The sequence below is a fragment of the Actinoplanes sp. NPDC049598 genome (assembly GCF_040675435.1).
Lineage (GTDB): Bacteria > Actinomycetota > Actinomycetes > Mycobacteriales > Micromonosporaceae > Actinoplanes.
Genome location: NZ_JBFAOX010000025.1, coordinates 42,291 through 58,302 on the forward strand (window position 1 = coordinate 42,291; position 16,012 = coordinate 58,302).

At 70.6% G+C, this 16,012-nt stretch carries 11 protein-coding genes and 1 tRNA gene; 7 read left to right on the top strand and 5 right to left on the bottom strand.

Annotated features, from left to right (window positions below; translation table 11 throughout):
- Positions 1-1,853: 1,853 nt before the first annotated feature.
- Positions 1,854-2,711: a hypothetical protein gene (locus AB0J66_RS38940; RefSeq protein ID WP_364672067.1), complete on the top strand. Its 858-nt coding sequence runs from the start codon at positions 1,854-1,856 to the stop codon at positions 2,709-2,711.
- A gap of 47 nt (positions 2,712-2,758) precedes the next feature.
- Here AB0J66_RS38940 and AB0J66_RS38945 read toward each other — a convergent pair whose 3' ends face one another.
- Complete coding sequence (locus AB0J66_RS38945; protein WP_364672068.1) at positions 2,759-4,360, bottom strand: DHA2 family efflux MFS transporter permease subunit; 1,602 nt, start codon at positions 4,358-4,360, stop codon at positions 2,759-2,761.
- Positions 4,361-4,469: 109 nt separating this feature from the next.
- Here AB0J66_RS38945 and AB0J66_RS38950 point away from each other — a divergent pair, with 109 nt between their 5' ends.
- The 4 genes from AB0J66_RS38950 (at position 4,470) to AB0J66_RS38965 (ending at position 6,877) form a co-directional block, all read left to right on the top strand.
- A complete protein-coding gene (locus AB0J66_RS38950) occupies positions 4,470-4,982 on the top strand; it encodes a MarR family transcriptional regulator (protein WP_364672070.1) in 513 nt (170 codons plus the stop codon).
- A 217-nt stretch (positions 4,983-5,199) separates the two neighbouring features.
- Positions 5,200-5,790, top strand: a complete 591-nt coding sequence (gene orn / locus AB0J66_RS38955) for an oligoribonuclease (RefSeq protein ID WP_364672072.1) — start codon at positions 5,200-5,202, stop codon at positions 5,788-5,790.
- Positions 5,791-5,889: 99 nt separating this feature from the next.
- Positions 5,890-5,965: transfer RNA gene (locus AB0J66_RS38960), tRNA-His, on the top strand.
- 90 nt (positions 5,966-6,055) lie between these two features.
- Positions 6,056-6,877 carry a GNAT family N-acetyltransferase gene (locus tag AB0J66_RS38965; protein WP_364672074.1) on the top strand — a complete coding sequence of 274 codons (822 nt, stop codon included), beginning with the start codon at positions 6,056-6,058 and terminating at the stop codon, positions 6,875-6,877.
- A gap of 72 nt (positions 6,878-6,949) precedes the next feature.
- On the opposite strand, the gene AB0J66_RS38970 is transcribed toward AB0J66_RS38965, so the two are convergent.
- Positions 6,950-9,214 (bottom strand): sigma-70 family RNA polymerase sigma factor, encoded by a 2,265-nt coding sequence (locus AB0J66_RS38970; protein WP_364672076.1) that lies wholly within the window; start codon positions 9,212-9,214, stop codon positions 6,950-6,952.
- Positions 9,215-9,425: 211 nt separating this feature from the next.
- Between AB0J66_RS38970 and AB0J66_RS38975 the strand changes: the two genes are divergently transcribed.
- Together AB0J66_RS38975 and AB0J66_RS38980 are read left to right on the top strand one after the other, a co-directional pair.
- Positions 9,426-10,826: a pectinesterase family protein gene (locus AB0J66_RS38975; RefSeq protein WP_364672077.1), complete on the top strand. Its 1,401-nt coding sequence runs from the start codon at positions 9,426-9,428 to the stop codon at positions 10,824-10,826.
- A gap of 20 nt (positions 10,827-10,846) precedes the next feature.
- The gene (locus tag AB0J66_RS38980) at positions 10,847-12,277 is read left to right on the top strand and encodes an RICIN domain-containing protein (protein ID WP_364672079.1); all 1,431 of its coding nucleotides are present in this window, start codon (positions 10,847-10,849) and stop codon (positions 12,275-12,277) included.
- Between the two features lie 39 nt (positions 12,278-12,316).
- On the opposite strand, the gene AB0J66_RS38985 is transcribed toward AB0J66_RS38980, so the two are convergent.
- The 3 genes from AB0J66_RS38985 to AB0J66_RS38995 are packed head-to-tail and all read right to left on the bottom strand — an operon-like array spanning position 12,317 to position 16,002.
- Positions 12,317-12,919: a CPBP family intramembrane glutamic endopeptidase gene (locus AB0J66_RS38985; RefSeq protein ID WP_364672081.1), complete on the bottom strand. Its 603-nt coding sequence runs from the start codon at positions 12,917-12,919 to the stop codon at positions 12,317-12,319.
- A gap of 39 nt (positions 12,920-12,958) precedes the next feature.
- Positions 12,959-14,854 (bottom strand): response regulator, encoded by a 1,896-nt coding sequence (locus tag AB0J66_RS38990; protein ID WP_364672083.1) that lies wholly within the window; start codon positions 14,852-14,854, stop codon positions 12,959-12,961.
- Entirely contained in the window at positions 14,851-16,002 is a 1,152-nt protein-coding gene (locus AB0J66_RS38995; RefSeq protein WP_364672085.1) for an ATP-binding protein, read from the bottom strand. Before AB0J66_RS38995 ends, AB0J66_RS38990 begins: the two co-directional genes overlap by 4 nt.
- Positions 16,003-16,012: the final 10 nt, after the last annotated feature.

Below are 16,012 nucleotides of genomic sequence, written 5' to 3' on the forward strand. Positions count from 1 at the left end.
TCACGCAGGCTGGGGCGCCGGGTGTCACGCAGGCTGGGGCGCCGGGTGTCACGCAGGCTGGGGCGCCGGGTGTCACGCAGGCTGGGGCGCCGGGTGTCACGCAGGCTGGGGCGCCGGGTGCTACGCCGTCGCGCCCGGCGGGAACCAGGCCATCGCCTCGGCCGGTAAGGCAACCGGAGCCGACCAAGGTCGGCCCCGGCCCGGTGGCTGATAAATCCGATAAATCCGGCGCGGGCGACGCGAACGTCGCTGACGCGGGTACGGCGGCCGAGGCAGTCAGCTCGCTCGCCGACTCGGTTGCGGCAGGAACGGTCGAGCAGAGCGTGGGAGTGCCGACGGTGGAGCCGTCCGGCGTCGACGCCGTGGCGGCCGCCTACGCGGCCGGAGCGGCCGACGCCCGCGCGATCCGTGGCGACAGCCCCGAGGCGGACGGCACCTCACCGGCCGGCGCCGATGCCCGGAACGCCGAGAGCCGGCGCGACCCCCGCACGGCAGATCAGCGGGTCTCCATGGTCACCGGCCCGAAGGCCACCGACTGGTCCGCAACAGGTCTTCGCCGCGCCAACCCGCCCCGCGTAGGCCGCCAGTCCCCATCGAACGACCGCCCCTCCGGACCTTCCGCGAGTGACCGACCCTCCGCGCCTTCCGCGGTCGGCCGTCCCTCGCCGGGCGGATCCGCTTCCGCAGCCGAGAGTCCGTCCGCGGTCCGATCGGACCGTCCCGAAGGCGCCGCCGCCGGCCCGGCTTCCCCCGCCGACGTCGTCGGCTCCGCACGCCGCGGCACCTCGCCGGCGGCCACGGCTCGACCCGGCGGCGCCCCCGGGACCGGCAAAGCGCCGATGGGCGGTCGTGCTGGTGACGGCGCGGTCACGGGTGGTTCCGGCGCTGATGGCGGGACCGGCCGAGGCGGTGTGACGCAGGCCGGTGGCGGGGCTCACCCCACCAGTGACGTTGATCGCGGACGACCCGTTGATTCTGGCCTTCGGGACGATCCGGCCGTACAAGTTGGTGGGGTCGTCAGCGACGACCCGGGCCAGGTGTCGAGCTCCGACACCCAGCCCGACCAGGCTGTGCCAGGCAAATCGGCCCACATCGACGAGCCGACGCCGGCGCTGCCCACCAAGCCTCACTCCGAGCCGGCCACCCCATCCGCCAGTGGGGGCCCGTCGGCCATGGGAGCCGGCACCGAGGCCACCGGCGAGAGCCAGGGCCCGGTGCCGGTTTTCCAGCCGCTTCCGGAGAACCGCCCGACCCGGCCCGCGACCTCCGCCGAACCCGCGCGCGAAGCATCCGCGCCAGGCCGCGAGTCCTCCGACCCGCCGGCTGCAACGACGGCTCCGGCGCCACCCCGGCCCACGGTCCCGAGGCCACCCGCCCCGTCGCGGCCCATCGTTCCTTCGCCCTCGCGGCCGTCTCCCTCAGGGACGCACCCGCAGGCCGAGGTCGGCACCGCGGCGCCGCTCACCGAAAACGCCCCGGCCCCTGCCCCGGCCCCGGCGGCCCCGGCCGCCGCAGCTCCGGCCGAACCAGCGACGGCGCGGCCCGGCGCAATCGACGTTCCTTCCGAGTCCGTCACCCAGTCACGCGCCGGCACCCCAGCCGGTGGGCCATTGGTCGCTGAGGCCGCCAATCCCGCCGGCGGGCGGAAGGTAGAGCCCACCGCCGAACCGGGGGCGAGGCCGAGCGGGGCCTCGGCTCCCGAGGCGGTCATCGAGCCGGACGGGGAGCGGATCGGTCAGGAAACCGGCGAGGGGTCGGCAGGGCCAATCGGTCGGCCGGCTTCTGGCGAGGAGGGAGCTCGCGCGGCTGAGGACGCGACGAGTGTTGCGGCGGCGGACGAAGAGGAGAGTTCCGTGGGACGGCGACCGGTGGAGAGCGGGCTTCTGGCGCAGGCGCAGGGCCGGATGGAAGGCGCAGCGTCCACACCCTTCACCGGGCGGCTGCCGGGCATCGGGCCCGGGCGACCCGCGCCGCTGGCCTGGCGACGGGCCGCGGAGTCGGTGGCGGCTCGAGCGGCGGCAGCCGCCAAGAGCAGTGATGCCCCGTCGGCTGAGGAGCCGGCCCAGCCAGCGACGGACAGCGGCACCCCGTCGGCTGAGCAGTCGAAGCAGCCGGTCACGGACAGCGGCGCCCATTCGACCGAGCTTCCGGGGCCGTCAGCCGCGGGCAGCGGCGCCCCGTCGGCCGGGCAGTCAGCCGCGGAGAGCGGCGCCCAGTCGGCCAAGGCCGGCCGGGCGGCGGCGAAGACGCCGCGGAGCCGGGCTCCCCGGCCCAAGGCGCCGGAACCGGAGCCGTCGGTGGCAGCCGACGTCGAGGAGGGCGACGGCGGGAAGGCGGCCTCAGGGCGAGTCGCCAAACCGGCCAAGACCGCCTCGACCCGGTCGAGCGGGACCGCCAAGCCGCCCGCCCCGGCGAAGGCGAAGTCGTCCGCCCAGACCAAGTCGCCCGCCCCGGCGAAGTCGGCCAAGCCAAAGCCGGCCCCGGCCAAGCCCATCCGGCGGCCGGAAGTTCCGCAACGGACCAGCACCGGCACCATTCCGGCCCGCAGCGGCACACCTACCGGCTGGCTCGCCGCCTACCAGAAGGAGGCCGCCGAGCTGCTCGCCGCTTCCGGCCAGCGCCGCCGGCGCCGCACCACCGCCAACCCGGCCGACCAGGAGCCCGAGGGCCCGGCGCGGAGCCGGCGTTCGACCCCATCCACCGACAACTGACGACCGACTGACGAAGGCCGCCCCACCCGGGGCGGCCTTCGTCGGTTTCACGCGAGCTGCTTCGCCGTCTCCGGAGACTCGTCGTCGCGGGCGGACCGGGCCCCCGGGATGAGCAGCGTCGCCAGCACTCCGAGGGCGAGCAGCCCGGCCGCGATGTAGGAACCGACAGCGATGCCGTTGGCCATGGCATCGCGGGCGGCGTCAGCGACCACGACGGTGGCGGGGTTGCCGGCGAGCGGGGCGATGGCAGCGCCGGCGCTGTCACTGACCGCGGCGGCAAACTTGTCGATCTGATCCGGCGGGATCCGGCCGCCGCCAAGGGTGTCCTTGATGTCGTTACCGAGAGTGGAGAAGAAGACGGTCGTCAGGACGGCGATGCCCAGCGCCGAGCCGAGTTGCCGGAAGGTGGACTGGATGCCGGAGCCCTGCCCGGCGTCGGCGACCGGCACGTCGGCCAGCACGACGTTGGTGACCTGGGCGGTGGCGAAGCCGACGCCGATTCCGTAGACGAACAGCGCGATCGCGATCGACCACCACGGCGCCGACGTGGCTGCGGCGACCACACCGAGTCCGAACAGGGCGACAGCTTCGAGGGCCAGGCCGAGCCGGACGAGGCTCAGCGCGGAGAGCTTCTCGGCCAGGCCGAAGCTGAGGCCGCTGGCGAAGAAGCTGCCGATCGCCAGGGGCAGCAGGGCGACGCCGGCCTGCAGGGCGCTGTAGTCGAGGGTGAACTGGAGCCACAGGGGAAGGACGGCGATGATGCCGAACTCGCCCAGGCCGATGATCACGGTCGCGATGTTGCCGTTGCGGAACGAGGAGATCGTGAACAGGCGGGTGTCCATCAGCGGCTGCCCGCCTTGGCGGCTCAGCCGCGTCTGCCGCCACACGAACAGCGCGAGCAGCACGACGCCCGCGACAAGCGCGAGGAACACCAGCGAGAGGCCGGCGACATCGGTGTGCCCGTTCTCGGCGGTCACCCAGCCGTACGTACGGCCCTCGATCAGGCCGAAGGCGAGCGCACCCAGGCCGGCCATCGACAGCAGCGAGCCGGGCAGGTCAATTCTTCCGGCCGTACGCGGTGACGGGGCGATGAAAATCAGCGTCAACCCGAAGATCAGCACGACGAGCGGCACGTTGATGCCGAACGCCCACCGCCAGCTCGCGTGTTCGGCGAACCAGCCGCCGATGACCGGGCCGACCGCGGTGGCCGCGCCGATCGTCGAGCCCCACACGGCGAAGGCCTGACCGCGTTCCTTGCCGCTGAACGTCTGGTTCAGCAGCGACAGCGACGTCGGCAGCAGCATCGCCCCGCCGGCGCCTTGCAGGAACCGCGCCAGGATGAGCACCTCGCCGTTCGGCGCGAGACCGGCGAGCAGGCTGGTCACGCCGAACACGATCACCCCGGCCGCGAAGACGCGGCGGGCCCCGATCAGGTCGGCGAGACGGCCGAAGACCAGCAGCATCGCCGCGAAGACGATCGCGTACGACTCCTGGATCCACTGCGCCTGTGAGGAGTTGACGCCCAGGTCCTCGATGACCGACGGGGTGATCACGTTAACGATCGTCGTGTCCACCACGATCATCGAAACCCCGAGCGCTATGGCGACGAGACCCCACCATTTGCGGGCCTCGGTTGACTGTGCCGGCATGTCCGTCCCTTCAACTAGTTACACGATCAAACTATCACCCCATCAAACGAAGTTACGATCAAAATGTTTTACGGTGCAACAGTTTGACGCTGGTATGATTGCTGGGATAATGCCGCCCACCCAGGAGGAGTGCGCCGTGGCCGATGCCGCTCAGGACGCTCGCGCGCAACGCGATCGGATACTCGAGGGCCTGCGCGAGCACGGCATGCTCTTCAGCGAGCTCGGGCGGCAGTTCGGCGTCGCGGCCGGTCTGCATCACACCGACGCCAACGCGCTGGTGGAGATCCTGGGCGCCTATGACAGCGGGGCGCCGCTGACTCAGGCCGAGCTCAGTCAACGCATCGGCCTGACCGCCGGCGCCACGTCTTCCCTGCTGAACAGGCTCGAGGCGGCCGGCCGCATCGAGCGGGTGCGCACCAGCGCCGACCGGCGCGTCGTCACCCTGCATCCCACGCCCGGGGCCGACGCGATGATCGACCGGTTCTTCGATCCCCTCGTCGACCGGATGGGCGCGATGATGGCGGGCTATCCGCCCGAGCTGCTGAAGGAGTTCGAGCGCTTCCTCGGCGACGTCAGCGCCACGATGACCAGCTACCTCGACGAGCAGCCGGCGCGGCAGTGAGCCGGGCCTCGAGGCGCCGAAAGGGCCCTCCGCGCTGCCGACGCGGAAGGCCCTTTACCGGGGGAACGGAGTAACCGAAGGGGGGCTTCGTCCGTTAAGACCAGTTTAGCCGCAGATGGGACGAGTGGGAAGTCATCGCCGGAAAGGGCAGGTGCCCGGACGGGTGGCTCGGAAACGCGGCGCAGCGGTTCGAGGGGTTGAGCAGTACGCTGTTCGGGTGGCGGATCTTCTGGTGTGGATCGACTGTGAGATGACGGGTCTCGATCTGGGCAAGGACAAGCTCATCGAGGTGGCGGCCCTGGTCACCGACCCCGACCTCAACGTGCTCGGCGAGGGCGTCGACCTGGTCATTCACGCCGACGACGCGGCGCTCGACGCCATGCCGCCGGTGGTGCGCGACATGCATGCCAAGTCGGGGCTCACCGAGGAGGTGCGGGCGTCGGCGATCACGATGGCCGAGGCCGAGGAGGCCGTCCTCGCGTACATCCGCGAGTTCGTGCCGAACCCGCGCACGGCCCCGCTGTGCGGCAACTCGATCGCGACCGACCGCGGCTTCTTGGCCCGCGACATGCCGGCCCTCGACGACTTCCTGCACTACCGCATGATCGACGTCTCCTCGATCAAGGAGCTGTGCCGCCGCTGGTACCCGCGGGTGTACTTCGGCCAGCCGGCCAAGGGCCTCGCCCACCGCGCGCTGGCCGACATCCGCGAGAGCATCCGCGAGCTCGAGTACTACCGCCGCACGATCTTCGTGCCGCTCCCCGGCCCCGACGTCGAGACCGCCAAGTCGATCGCCGCCGAGCTGTAAGAGGTGTCACCCGGGCGTGGCCGGTAACCCGCTCGACGACCCCCTCCGGGATTCGGCTATGATTGCTCGGCACCACGGGGAACGTTCCCGTGCGCGATGGTGGTCGTAGCTCAGCTGGTAGAGCACCGGGTTGTGGTCCCGGGGGTCGCGGGTTCAAGTCCCGTCGATCACCCCATCAGGCAAGAAGAAAGGCGCGGTCACGCTGACCGCGCCTTTCGCTTTCCAGGGGTACGCCCGTGAGCGGCGCCCGGTCTAGCCTGCGCTCATGGACGTCTCCGAGGTGGCGCTGCGAGCCCAAGTGGCGTGGCTGCGCGGCCTGGCCGCTGCCGGCTTCGCTCAGATCAGCGCGGGCAACGGGTTCGCGGTCTCGACGGGTCTGGACTCCAACACCGAGAACGGCGCCGTCATCGACCCGTCGGCTCGGCACCTGGACGTGCTGCTCGACTGGCTGCGGGAGCGCGCCCGACCCGCCTCGGTGCTGGTCACCGGGCCGCTCGAGCCGGAAGTGACCGCCCGGCTGATCGACCGGGGACTGCAGCCGGAGCGCACTGGGAACAACATGGGCCGCCCGCTGGCCGGCTTCGGCAAATCGGGCACCACCGAGAAGTGTGCGTGCGCACGCACATGTGGTCGGCGACAAGTCGGGCACTGCCCCGACCCGGGCTGGGCGGTCAGCGAGGTCACCGACGTTGCGGCGCTCCGGGAAAACCAGCGTGTCTACGCCGACGACGGCTGGTGGGACTCGGCCGGCGAACTCGACCACCGCGTCGAGGTCGCTGCCCGCCTCGGCTTCGGCCCGGGCCGGCCGATCCGGCACTGGACCGCCCACCACGAGGGTGCCCCGGCCGGGGCGGCCACCTCCTTCCAGTTCGAGGACGCGGCGCTGCTCGTCCACTGCTGCGTCGCCGAAGGCTGGCGCCGCCGGGGAATCGGAACCGCGCTCACCCGGATCAGCCTCGCGGCCGCCGCCCACCAGGGCGCCGTCCAGGCTGTGGTCTTCCCTTCGCCGGACGGCTACCACCTTCACCACTCGCTCGGATTCGAGCTGGCCCCGGTCCACCTCGACCGCTGCTTCTACCTGCCGTAACTATCAGGTCGGCGCCCTCGGTGCGGATCGTTACGTTGCCTGCCATGGCCTGGGCGAGGCGGACCCCTGAGGTCAGCCGCCCATCGAGGCGCCGACGCCATTGCCGGTGGTCAGGTAGTTGGTCTTGGGGAGAGCGCCCGTGGCGGGGCGTGGGCCCTCGGCGGAGGCGGGGTCCAGCGAGCGGAAGCGGGCGGGCGTCCATTCGGGATCGTCCTGCCAGCTGTTGCGGGATTCGGCGGAGCCGGTGGCGACTCCGGCGGGCTCGATCGCGTTGTCCACAGCGGCGTTCGACCGTAATGTCGCCGGGCCGCCGGGGAGGGCGAAGCCGGAGCCGCGGTTGCGGTAGGCGGTGTTGTTGGTGAGCGTCAGGCCGGTGATCTCGCCGGCGTCGTCGGTGAAGCCGTGATTGCCGTTGGTCCAGGCGGCGTTGTGACGCAACGTGTGCGGGCCGCCGGTCAGGACGAAGCCGTTACCGCCGTTGTCGTACGACCAGTTGTATTCGACGGTGACGCCGCTGCCGAAGTTGAGATCGAGGCCGGACTGGGCGTTACCGGAGAAACGGTTGCCGCGGACCAAGTTGCCGTCGCCCGAGCCGGCCATGAAGCCGAGGCCGATCCCGTCGCCGCCGGCGAAGTCGCTCTCGAGGACCTGGTTGCCGCTGGTGCCGGGGTCCCGCAGGAGCAGGCCGGAGCGGGCGTTGCCGCGCATCGTCAGGTGTTTGAACACGTTCGAGCGGCAGGCCGAACACACGTAGGCGTGGCTGGCCGAGTTGATCACCGAGAGGCCTTGCACGGTCCAGCCGACCGTCCGTTGGGTGACCGCCCACTCCGAAGCGGGCAGGGCGGAAGCGTCGATCACGGGCTGTTCGTCGCGGTAGTTGCTGACCGTGACCCGGGTCGCCGCCGACTTGATCTCGATGCCGGACGAAAGCGCATATGTACCCCCGCGCATCGCGATCGTCTGGCCGGAGCGCGCGGCCGAGGCGGCCCTCTGGATCGAGGCGTACGGGCGAGCGAGTGACCCGTCACCGGAGTCGGACCCGTTCGGCGCCACGAAGACATCCGCCCGCTGCACACCCAGCCCCGCGACCGGCACGGCAGTGGCGGTGGGTGAGGCGGCCGGCGTACGGCTGCGGACCACCGCCCCGGACGCGGAAGGCCGGACCGCGGCCGGCGGGGGAGCAGCCACCGGCGGCGCCGGCGCTGAGGGCGTCACATAAACCGCATAAACAAACCCACCTCCGGCCAGCGCGGTCGCCGCCGCCCCCGCCGCGAGCATCTTGTGCACCACCGAGGAGCCCGAGACTTTAGCGCCGAGCCCGCCCGCCGCGCTTGCCCCAGCGAGCCCCCCGGCCCCGCCCACTCCAGCGAGTCCGCCGGCCGCCCCGATCCCCGCGGCTCCGCCGACTCCGGCCGCTCCGGCGGCTCCTACGAGGCCGCCCGTGCCGCCCCCGCCGGCGAGTCCGGCAGCTCCCGCGAATCCGCCGGCCCCGGCCCCGGCGGCTCCGCCGGCTGCCGCGAGGCCGCCGAGGCTGCCGGCGCTGCCGAGGCCGAGGGCGCTGAGTCCGAGGCCGGCGGCCACCGCCACCGGCACGGGCAGAGGCGAGATGCCTAGCAGCAGTTCCTCCGGCCCGACCAGGCCATGCTGATACGGCGAGCACTGTGGACAATCGCGGACATGCCGCACCAAGCGCTTGCGCCACAGTGGATCCGCGATGCCGTTCCAGCGGCTCACCACCGTGACCAGCTCCGGGCAGCGGGGCCGGGCGCGCAACGCCCGGACCATCGACCGGGCCGCCTCGAGCTGGGCCTTCATCCGCTGCACCCGCACGGCCGCGTGCTTCGGGGGCACGGCCAGCGCCGCCGCCAGCTCTGAGCGGCTGAGCTCGCCGGCGGCCTCTTGCCACCACAGGCCGAGCAGGCGGCGGTCGCTGTCGTCGAGCCAGTGGGTCGCCTCGATCAGTTCGCGGCGTTGTTCGGCGACGACGAGTTCGGCCGTCGCGCGTTCGGCGAAGTCGCCGACCGGGTCGGGCACGTCGAGGGGCACCGTCAACCGCGGCCTGGTCTGGCGGGAGCGGAAGTGCATCTGGATCTGCCGGTACGCGATGGCGATCAGCCACGACCGGAAGCGGTCCGCTTCGCGCAGGGATGGCAGGCCGCGGATGGCGGCCAGCATCGTCTCCTGGACGAGGTCGTCGACGTCGGGGTGGCCGTCCAGCGCCCGCCCGACGATGTTGTAGATCAGCGGCAGGTGTTCGGCGATCAGCTCGTCCCGGGCCGCGGTCGAGCCGGCCTGGGCCTGCCGGACCAGCGAGGGCGCGATCTGACTCTGCGTCACCGCGCCTCCCGGCAATACATCGAAGATCATCAAGAACGTGAACAACGGGTTCCGATCGTGACACGCGGGTCAGCCGACGTCCACCAAAGATTCTGGGCGGTTTTTTGTTGTCGCGGGGCTGGGCCGGCATCTACCAGGGTGCCGCGACCCCGACGCGGTGACAGCGCAGCGTGACCGAATGGGAGCGCTCCCGATATGTGAGAGGACAGTGATGAGGCGTCTCGTCCTAGCCGCCCTCGCGGTCGTCGTCCCCACCGCCGCGATCGCTTACGGCGTGCTGCCGTCGAGTGCGGCCGCCCTCCCGGCCGCCGGCGGCACCTACCAGCTCAAGGTCACCAAGAGCGGCCAGTGCATCGACGTGCCCGGCGCGTCCACCGCGAACGGCGCCCTGCTCCAGCAGTGGGGCTGCACCGGCAACGCGACCTGGCAGCAGTTCAAGCTCGTCGCCGCCGGCAGCAACTACCTGCTGCAGAACGTCAGCAGCGGCAAGTGCATCGATGTGCCCGGCGCGACCAAAGAAAGTGTGCAACTTCAGCAGTGGGGCTGCGCGAGCAGCCAGACAAATCAACAATTCACGATCAAGGCCAGCGGCACCGACACGTTCCAGATCGTCAACGTCGGCAACGGCCTGTGCCTGAGCGACAAGGACGCCTCCACCGCGTCCGGCGCCGCGATCATCCAGGAGACGTGCACAGCCAACAGCAACAAGCAGTGGGCCTTCGTCACCCAGGGAAGCACCCAGGCCGCGACCGTGGCCAAGGACGGCACCGGCCAGTACACGACCGTCCAGGCCGCCATCGACGCCGTCCCGGCCAACAACACGACCCGCCGCGTGATCACCATCAAGGCCGGCACCTACCGCGAGATCGTCACGGTCCCGTCCACCAAGCCGTACGTCACCTTGCAGGGTCTCGGCGGCTCGGCCAGCCAGACCGTGATCGTCAACAACCGGAGCAATGCCGGCGGTTACGGCACTTCGGGCAGCGCCACCGCGTTCCTGGACGGGCACGACTTCGCCGCGACCAACCTGACCTTCTCCAACGACTACGGCGAGGGCAGTCAGGCGGTCGCGGTCAACCTCAATGCCGACCGGTCGGTCTTCGACAACGTGCGATTCCTCGGCAACCAGGACACCTTCCTGGTCAACAACAACCGGTCGTACGTCAAGAACTCGTACGTCGAGGGCACGGTCGACTTCATCTTCGGCGGCGCCACCACCGTGTTCCACAACAGCTCGATCTACGAGAAGCGCACGAGCGGCGGCCCGATCACCGCGGCCAGTACCGACGCCGCCAAGACGTACGGGCTGCTCTTCTACAAGTGCACGATCACCGGCGCCGCCAACAACGTGACTCAGCTGGGCCGGCCGTGGCGACCGAACGCCCAGGTCCTCTATCGCGAGTCGAGCCTGAGCGCCACGATCAAGACCGCCCAGCCCTGGACCGACATGTCCGGCAACACGTGGCAGAACGCCCGGTTCCTCGAGTACAAGAACACCGGCTCCGGCGCCACCGTCAACAGCAACCGGCCGCAGCTCAGTGACGCGCAGGCCGCCAACTACACCCCGCAGAAATACCTGGCCGGCACCGACGGCTGGAACCCGGTCGGCTGAGAGAGGCTGAGAGGCAAACCATGAAAAAACCGATTCTGTACGCTTCGGCGCTCGCCCTCGCTGTCCCGGCGACGATGATCGCGCTCTCGGCCCTCCCGTCCTCCGCTGCCACGACGCCGGTCGCCGGCGGCACCTATCAGCTCAAGGTCACCAAGAGCGCGAAGTGCATCGACGTGCCCGGCGCCTCGACCGCCAACGGCGCTCTGCTCCAGCAGTGGGGCTGCACCGACGGCGCCGCCTGGCAGCAGTTCAAGCTCGTCGCGGCCGGCAGCAACTTCCTGATCCAGAACGTCAGCAGCGGCAAGTGCATCGACGTCCCCGGCGCGACAAAAGAAAGTGTGCAACTTCAGCAGTGGGCCTGCGCGAGCGGCCAGACGAACCAGCAATTCCAGCTCAAGGCCAGCGGCACCACTACCTTCCAGATCGTCAACGTCGGCAGCGGTCTGTGCCTCAGCGACAAGGACGCCTCGACCGCGTCCGGCGCCGCGATCATCCAGGAGACGTGCACGGCCAACACCAACAAGCAGTGGGCCTTCGAGAGCACCTCGCAACGGAGTTGGCCGTCCACTCCGGACGGATTCGCGTCGACCGGCGGCGGCACCACGGGCGGCGCGGCCGGCCCGACCGTCACCGTGAGCACCATGGCCGACCTCCAGAAGTACGTCACCGCCACCACCCCGTACGTCATCCGGGTCAATGGGGCCGTGACCATCACGCCCAAGGGCACCGAGCTGAAGGTGCAGTCGAACAAGACGATCGTCGGCGTCGGCACGAGCGGTCACATCGTCGGCGGCGGCTTCTTCCTGGGCGCCGGCGTACGCAACGTCATCATCCGCAACCTCACGATTCGTGACACCGCGATGCCGGACGACGACCCCGACGACAAGGTGTACGACTACGACGGCATCCAGATGGACACGGCCGACCACATCTGGATCGACCACAACACCATCACGCGGATGAACGACGGTTCGATCGACAGCCGTAAGGACACCAGCTACCTGACCGTGTCGTGGAACGTGCTGTCGAGCAACAACAAGGCGTTCGGCATCGGCTGGACCGACAACGTGACCGCGCGGATGACCATCCACCACAACTGGATCCACGACACCAATCAGCGCAACCCCAGCGTCGACAACGTCGCCCTGGCCCATCTCTACAACAACTACCTGCAGAACATCACGTCGTACGGCAACCTCTCGCGCGGCTCGACCAAGCTCGTGCTGGAGAACAGCTACTTCGACAAGGTCAACAACCCGTACTACAACGACACCTCGGCCGCCCAGCTCAAGCAGAGCGGCAGCATCGTCGTCAACAGCACGGGCAAGCAGCAGACCAACGGCTCCGCCTTCACGCCCAGCAGCTACTACTCGTACACCCTGGACCCCGCGGCCGACGTCCCGACCCTGCTCAAGACCTACGCCGGCCCGCAAGCCACCATCGGTGACTGAGGGGAACCCGGCCGGGGCGGCGGGGCCCCGGCCGGCCACTCAGACAGCGTGATAGAAGTACTGGCCCAGGCCGATGGTGAAGATCGTGATGCCGTAGAGGGCGTGCTCGACCGACACCACGAGCAGCGAGCCGGTCTGCTGGTAACGGCGGGCGAAGAGCCAGCCCCCGGCGAGCGTGGCCACGACGGCGATCACGTTGCCGAAGAGCAGATGCGCGAAGCCGAACGCGGTCGCACTGGCCACGGCCGCCCCGAGGCCGCGGCCGTAGCGGTGCATCAGGAAACCGCGATACAGCAATTCCTGCGGATAGACCGAGAACAGCGGATAGCCGACGCAGATGGCTAGCCAGAGCCATGGCTGTTGGCGCGGCAGAATAAGTAGATTATCCGGATCAAGCCAAGCGACGGCGCCCAGGGCGAGCAGCGACACCACAGCCCAGAGCCCAAGGACGCGTGGTAGGGCGGGCCGTAGAGCCGCCGCGTTGAGCAGCGGCAGAGACGTCCGTCGCATGTAGACCATCACGAGCACGGCGGCCAGCAACAGCACCGGAATCGGCCCGCCCGGAACGTGCAGCACGATGTAAAGGCCGGCCACCCCGTAGAACAGCAACAGGTACTCGGCGAGCCGGCGACGACTGATCACCCGCGAACGCTAGGCGCGCGAGGTGACGTACAGGTGGCCTCAGCGCGGCAGGAGCTGGTGCATCGTGCCGAGCAGGTGCTCGGTCTGGAAGGGCTTGTGCAGCAGCGGGGCGTCCGGGGGCAGCTCCTGGCCGCCCGGGGAAGTGCCGTTGGTGTAACCGGACATGAACAGCACCGGCAGGCCGGGTCGGGTGCGGCGCAGCTCGGCCGCGAGCTGGGTGCCCGACATCCCGGGCATGATGACGTCGGTGAGCAGGGCGTCGAAGTGGAGCTGCTCCTCCCGGCACCGGCGCAGCGCCTCGATCGGGTCGGGCGCCGCGTGCACCTCGTAGCCGGCCTTGCGCAGGATGCGGCAGACGATGTCGCGGACGCCGTCCTCGTCCTCGACCACCAGGATGCTGCGGCCCCGGCCGTGCGCGGCCGCCGGGCGGGCGATCAGCGTGGCCGCGGGCGCTGTCACCTCGGCCGGCGGCAGGCAGACCCGAACGGTCGTGCCCTCGCCGGGCGCCGACTCCAGGCTGATCGTGCCGCCGGCGTCGGTCACCACCCCGTACGCGGTGGCCAGGCCCAGACCCGTGCCCTTGCCCCGGCCCTTGGTCGTGAAGAACGGCTCGAAGGCGCGGGCCGCCACCTCGGGTGGCATGCCGCTGCCGGTGTCGGTGATGGTGAGGCAGACCTGGCCGGTCTCCCGGTCGAGGCCGGTGGCGATGGTCAGCCGGCCGCCCGACGGCATGGCCGCCCGCGCGTTCATCACCGCGTTCATCATGACCTGTTCGAGCTTGCTGCGGTCCATGGTGATCGGCGGCAGGTCGAGCGAGACCGTGGTGCGCAGCTCGATGTCCTCGCCCAGGGTGCGGCCCAGCAGGCGCTGCATGTCGGTGGCGACCGCGTTGAGGTCGAGGGTCTCGGGGCGTGACGGCTCGAGGCGGCTGAAGATCAGCAGTTGCCGGGTGAGGCCGCTGCCGCGGGCCGCCGCCTGTTCGATCGCCTGCGAGTCGGCGTGCAGCGGATGCTCCGGCCCGAGCTCCTCGGAGAGGATGGCGGCGTAGCCGGAGATGATGGCCAGGATGTTGTTGAAGTCGTGGGCGATGCCACCGGCCAACTGGCCCAGCGAGTCGAGCCGTTCGGCCTGGCGCAGCTGCTGTTCGAGCTCGGCCCGGTCCTGCTCGGCCCGCACCCGTTTGCTGATGTCGCGCAGGATGCCCTCGATCGCGACCGGCCGGCCCTCGGCGTCGGTGACCGTGCCGGCCTGCCCCTCGATCCAGGCCACCCGGCCGTCGCGGCAGTGCCAGCGGATGGTCAGCGGGCCCGGCTGGGGCGACTGCCACGACCGTTCGAGGGCCGGGCGGTCCTCGGGGTCGACCAGCCGGAAGATCAGCGCGGGGTCGGCGTAGAAATCCTCGGGCGGGTAGCCGGTGATCGGCCCGACCGCCGGGCTCAGGTACTCCATGGCCGGCTCCGGGTGCAGCCGGAACCGGAAGATGATGTCGTGCGCGTGCTCGGCCAGCAGCCGGAACCGTTCCTCGCTCTGGCGCAGCGCGGTCTCGGCGTGCCGGTGCTGCCGGCGCTCGGCGGCCTCGGTCAGCTCCCGCTGGACGGCCGGGGCGAGCCGGGCCAGCTTGTCCTTGAGCACGAAGTCGCGGGCGCCGGCGCGCATCAGCGAGACCGCGGTCTCCTCGCCGATCTGCCCGGAGACCAGCAGGAACGGGATCTCCGGGTCGTGCCGCCGGACCTGTTCGAGCACGTCCTCGGCCCGCACCCCCGGCATGTTGTAGTCACAGATGACGACGTCTGGAGTCTTGTGGGCCAGCGCGGCCGCGACCCCGTCCGCGCTCTCGGCCCGGGTGGTGGTAACCGCCAGCCCGGCCTTCTGCAGGCCACGGGCGACCAGCACGGCGTCGTCCTCGCTGTCGTCGACCACCAGCACGTGGATCATCGGATCGTCCATCCGTCCGGGGCCGGGCTGAGGCTGAACGAGAAGGCCGCGCCCTCGCCCGGCGCACCGGACGCGCAGATCTGGCCGCCGTGCCGGGTGACGATGCGGTGCACGATGGCCAGCCCGATGCCGGTGCCCTCGAACTCGCTCTGCGCGTGCAGCCGCTGGAACGGGTCGAACATCTTGTGCGCGTGCCGCATCTCGAAGCCGGCGCCGTTGTCGCGGACGGTGAAGACCGCCACCCCGTCCTTGACCGAGGCCGACATCGAGACCCGCGGCTCCGGCTCGTACGAGGTGAACTTGTACGCGTTGCCGAGCAGGTTCTGCAGCACGAGCCGGATCAGATGCGGGTCGCCCATCGCCTCCAGCCCGTCCGGGATGTCGAAGACCGCCGTGCGCCCCGGATCCGAGGCGATCAGCTCCTCGGCCACCTCGTGGGCCAGCGCGCTCAGATCCGTACGTTCGCGGCGAAGCTCGCTGCGGGTGGCCCGGGACAGATGCAGCAGATCGTCGATCATCTGGGCCATCCGCTGGGCGTTGGCCTGGATCCGCGACAGGTAGCGCCGGCCCTCGGCGTCGAGCACCTCGGCGTAGTCCTCGAGCAGCACCTGGCTGAAGCCTTCCAGGGAGCGCAGCGGCGCCCGCAGGTCGTGCGAGACCGAGTAGGCGAACGCGTCCAGCTCCCGGGTCGACTCCTCCAGCTGGGCCGTACGCTGCTGGACCCGCTGCTCCAGCTCCTCGTTGAGCAGCCGGACCTCCTCCTCGGCCCGTTTGCGCTCGGTGATGTCGGTCGAGATGCCGCAGACCGCGTACGCCTGGCCGTCCGCGTCGGCCAGGGGGAACTTCACCGTGACGTACGTGTGCAGGCCGTCGTCGCCGGGCGCCTGCTCCTCCATCTGCACCGGCTCGCCGCGGGCGAACGCCTCGAGGTCGTTGTGCCGGAACGCGTCGGCCAGCGGCTGCGGGAACAGATCGTGATCGGTGAGCCCGACGATGTCCTCGCGGCGCAGCCGGAACAGCCGCTCGTACTCCCGGTTGACCAGCAGGTAACGCCCGTCGGCGTCCCGCATGTAGATGACCGCCGAGGTGTGGTCGATCAGGGCCATGAGCTGCTCGGGACCGACCTCGACCACGGGCCGAGTGTTCATCTCGACCTCT

Coding starts and splice junctions, on each gene's coding strand:
- AB0J66_RS38995 (WP_364672085.1), bottom strand. CDS start 16,002: ATGAACACTCGGCCCGTGGTCGAGGTCGGTCCCGAGCAGCTCATGGCC.
- AB0J66_RS38980 (WP_364672079.1), top strand. CDS start 10,847: ATGAAAAAACCGATTCTGTACGCTTCGGCGCTCGCCCTCGCTGTCCCG.
- AB0J66_RS38990 (WP_364672083.1), bottom strand. CDS start 14,854: ATGATCCACGTGCTGGTGGTCGACGACAGCGAGGACGACGCCGTGCTG.
- AB0J66_RS38975 (WP_364672077.1), top strand. CDS start 9,426: ATGAGGCGTCTCGTCCTAGCCGCCCTCGCGGTCGTCGTCCCCACCGCC.
- AB0J66_RS38965 (WP_364672074.1), top strand. CDS start 6,056: ATGGACGTCTCCGAGGTGGCGCTGCGAGCCCAAGTGGCGTGGCTGCGC.
- AB0J66_RS38945 (WP_364672068.1), bottom strand. CDS start 4,360: ATGCCGGCACAGTCAACCGAGGCCCGCAAATGGTGGGGTCTCGTCGCC.
- AB0J66_RS38950 (WP_364672070.1), top strand. CDS start 4,470: ATGCCGCCCACCCAGGAGGAGTGCGCCGTGGCCGATGCCGCTCAGGAC.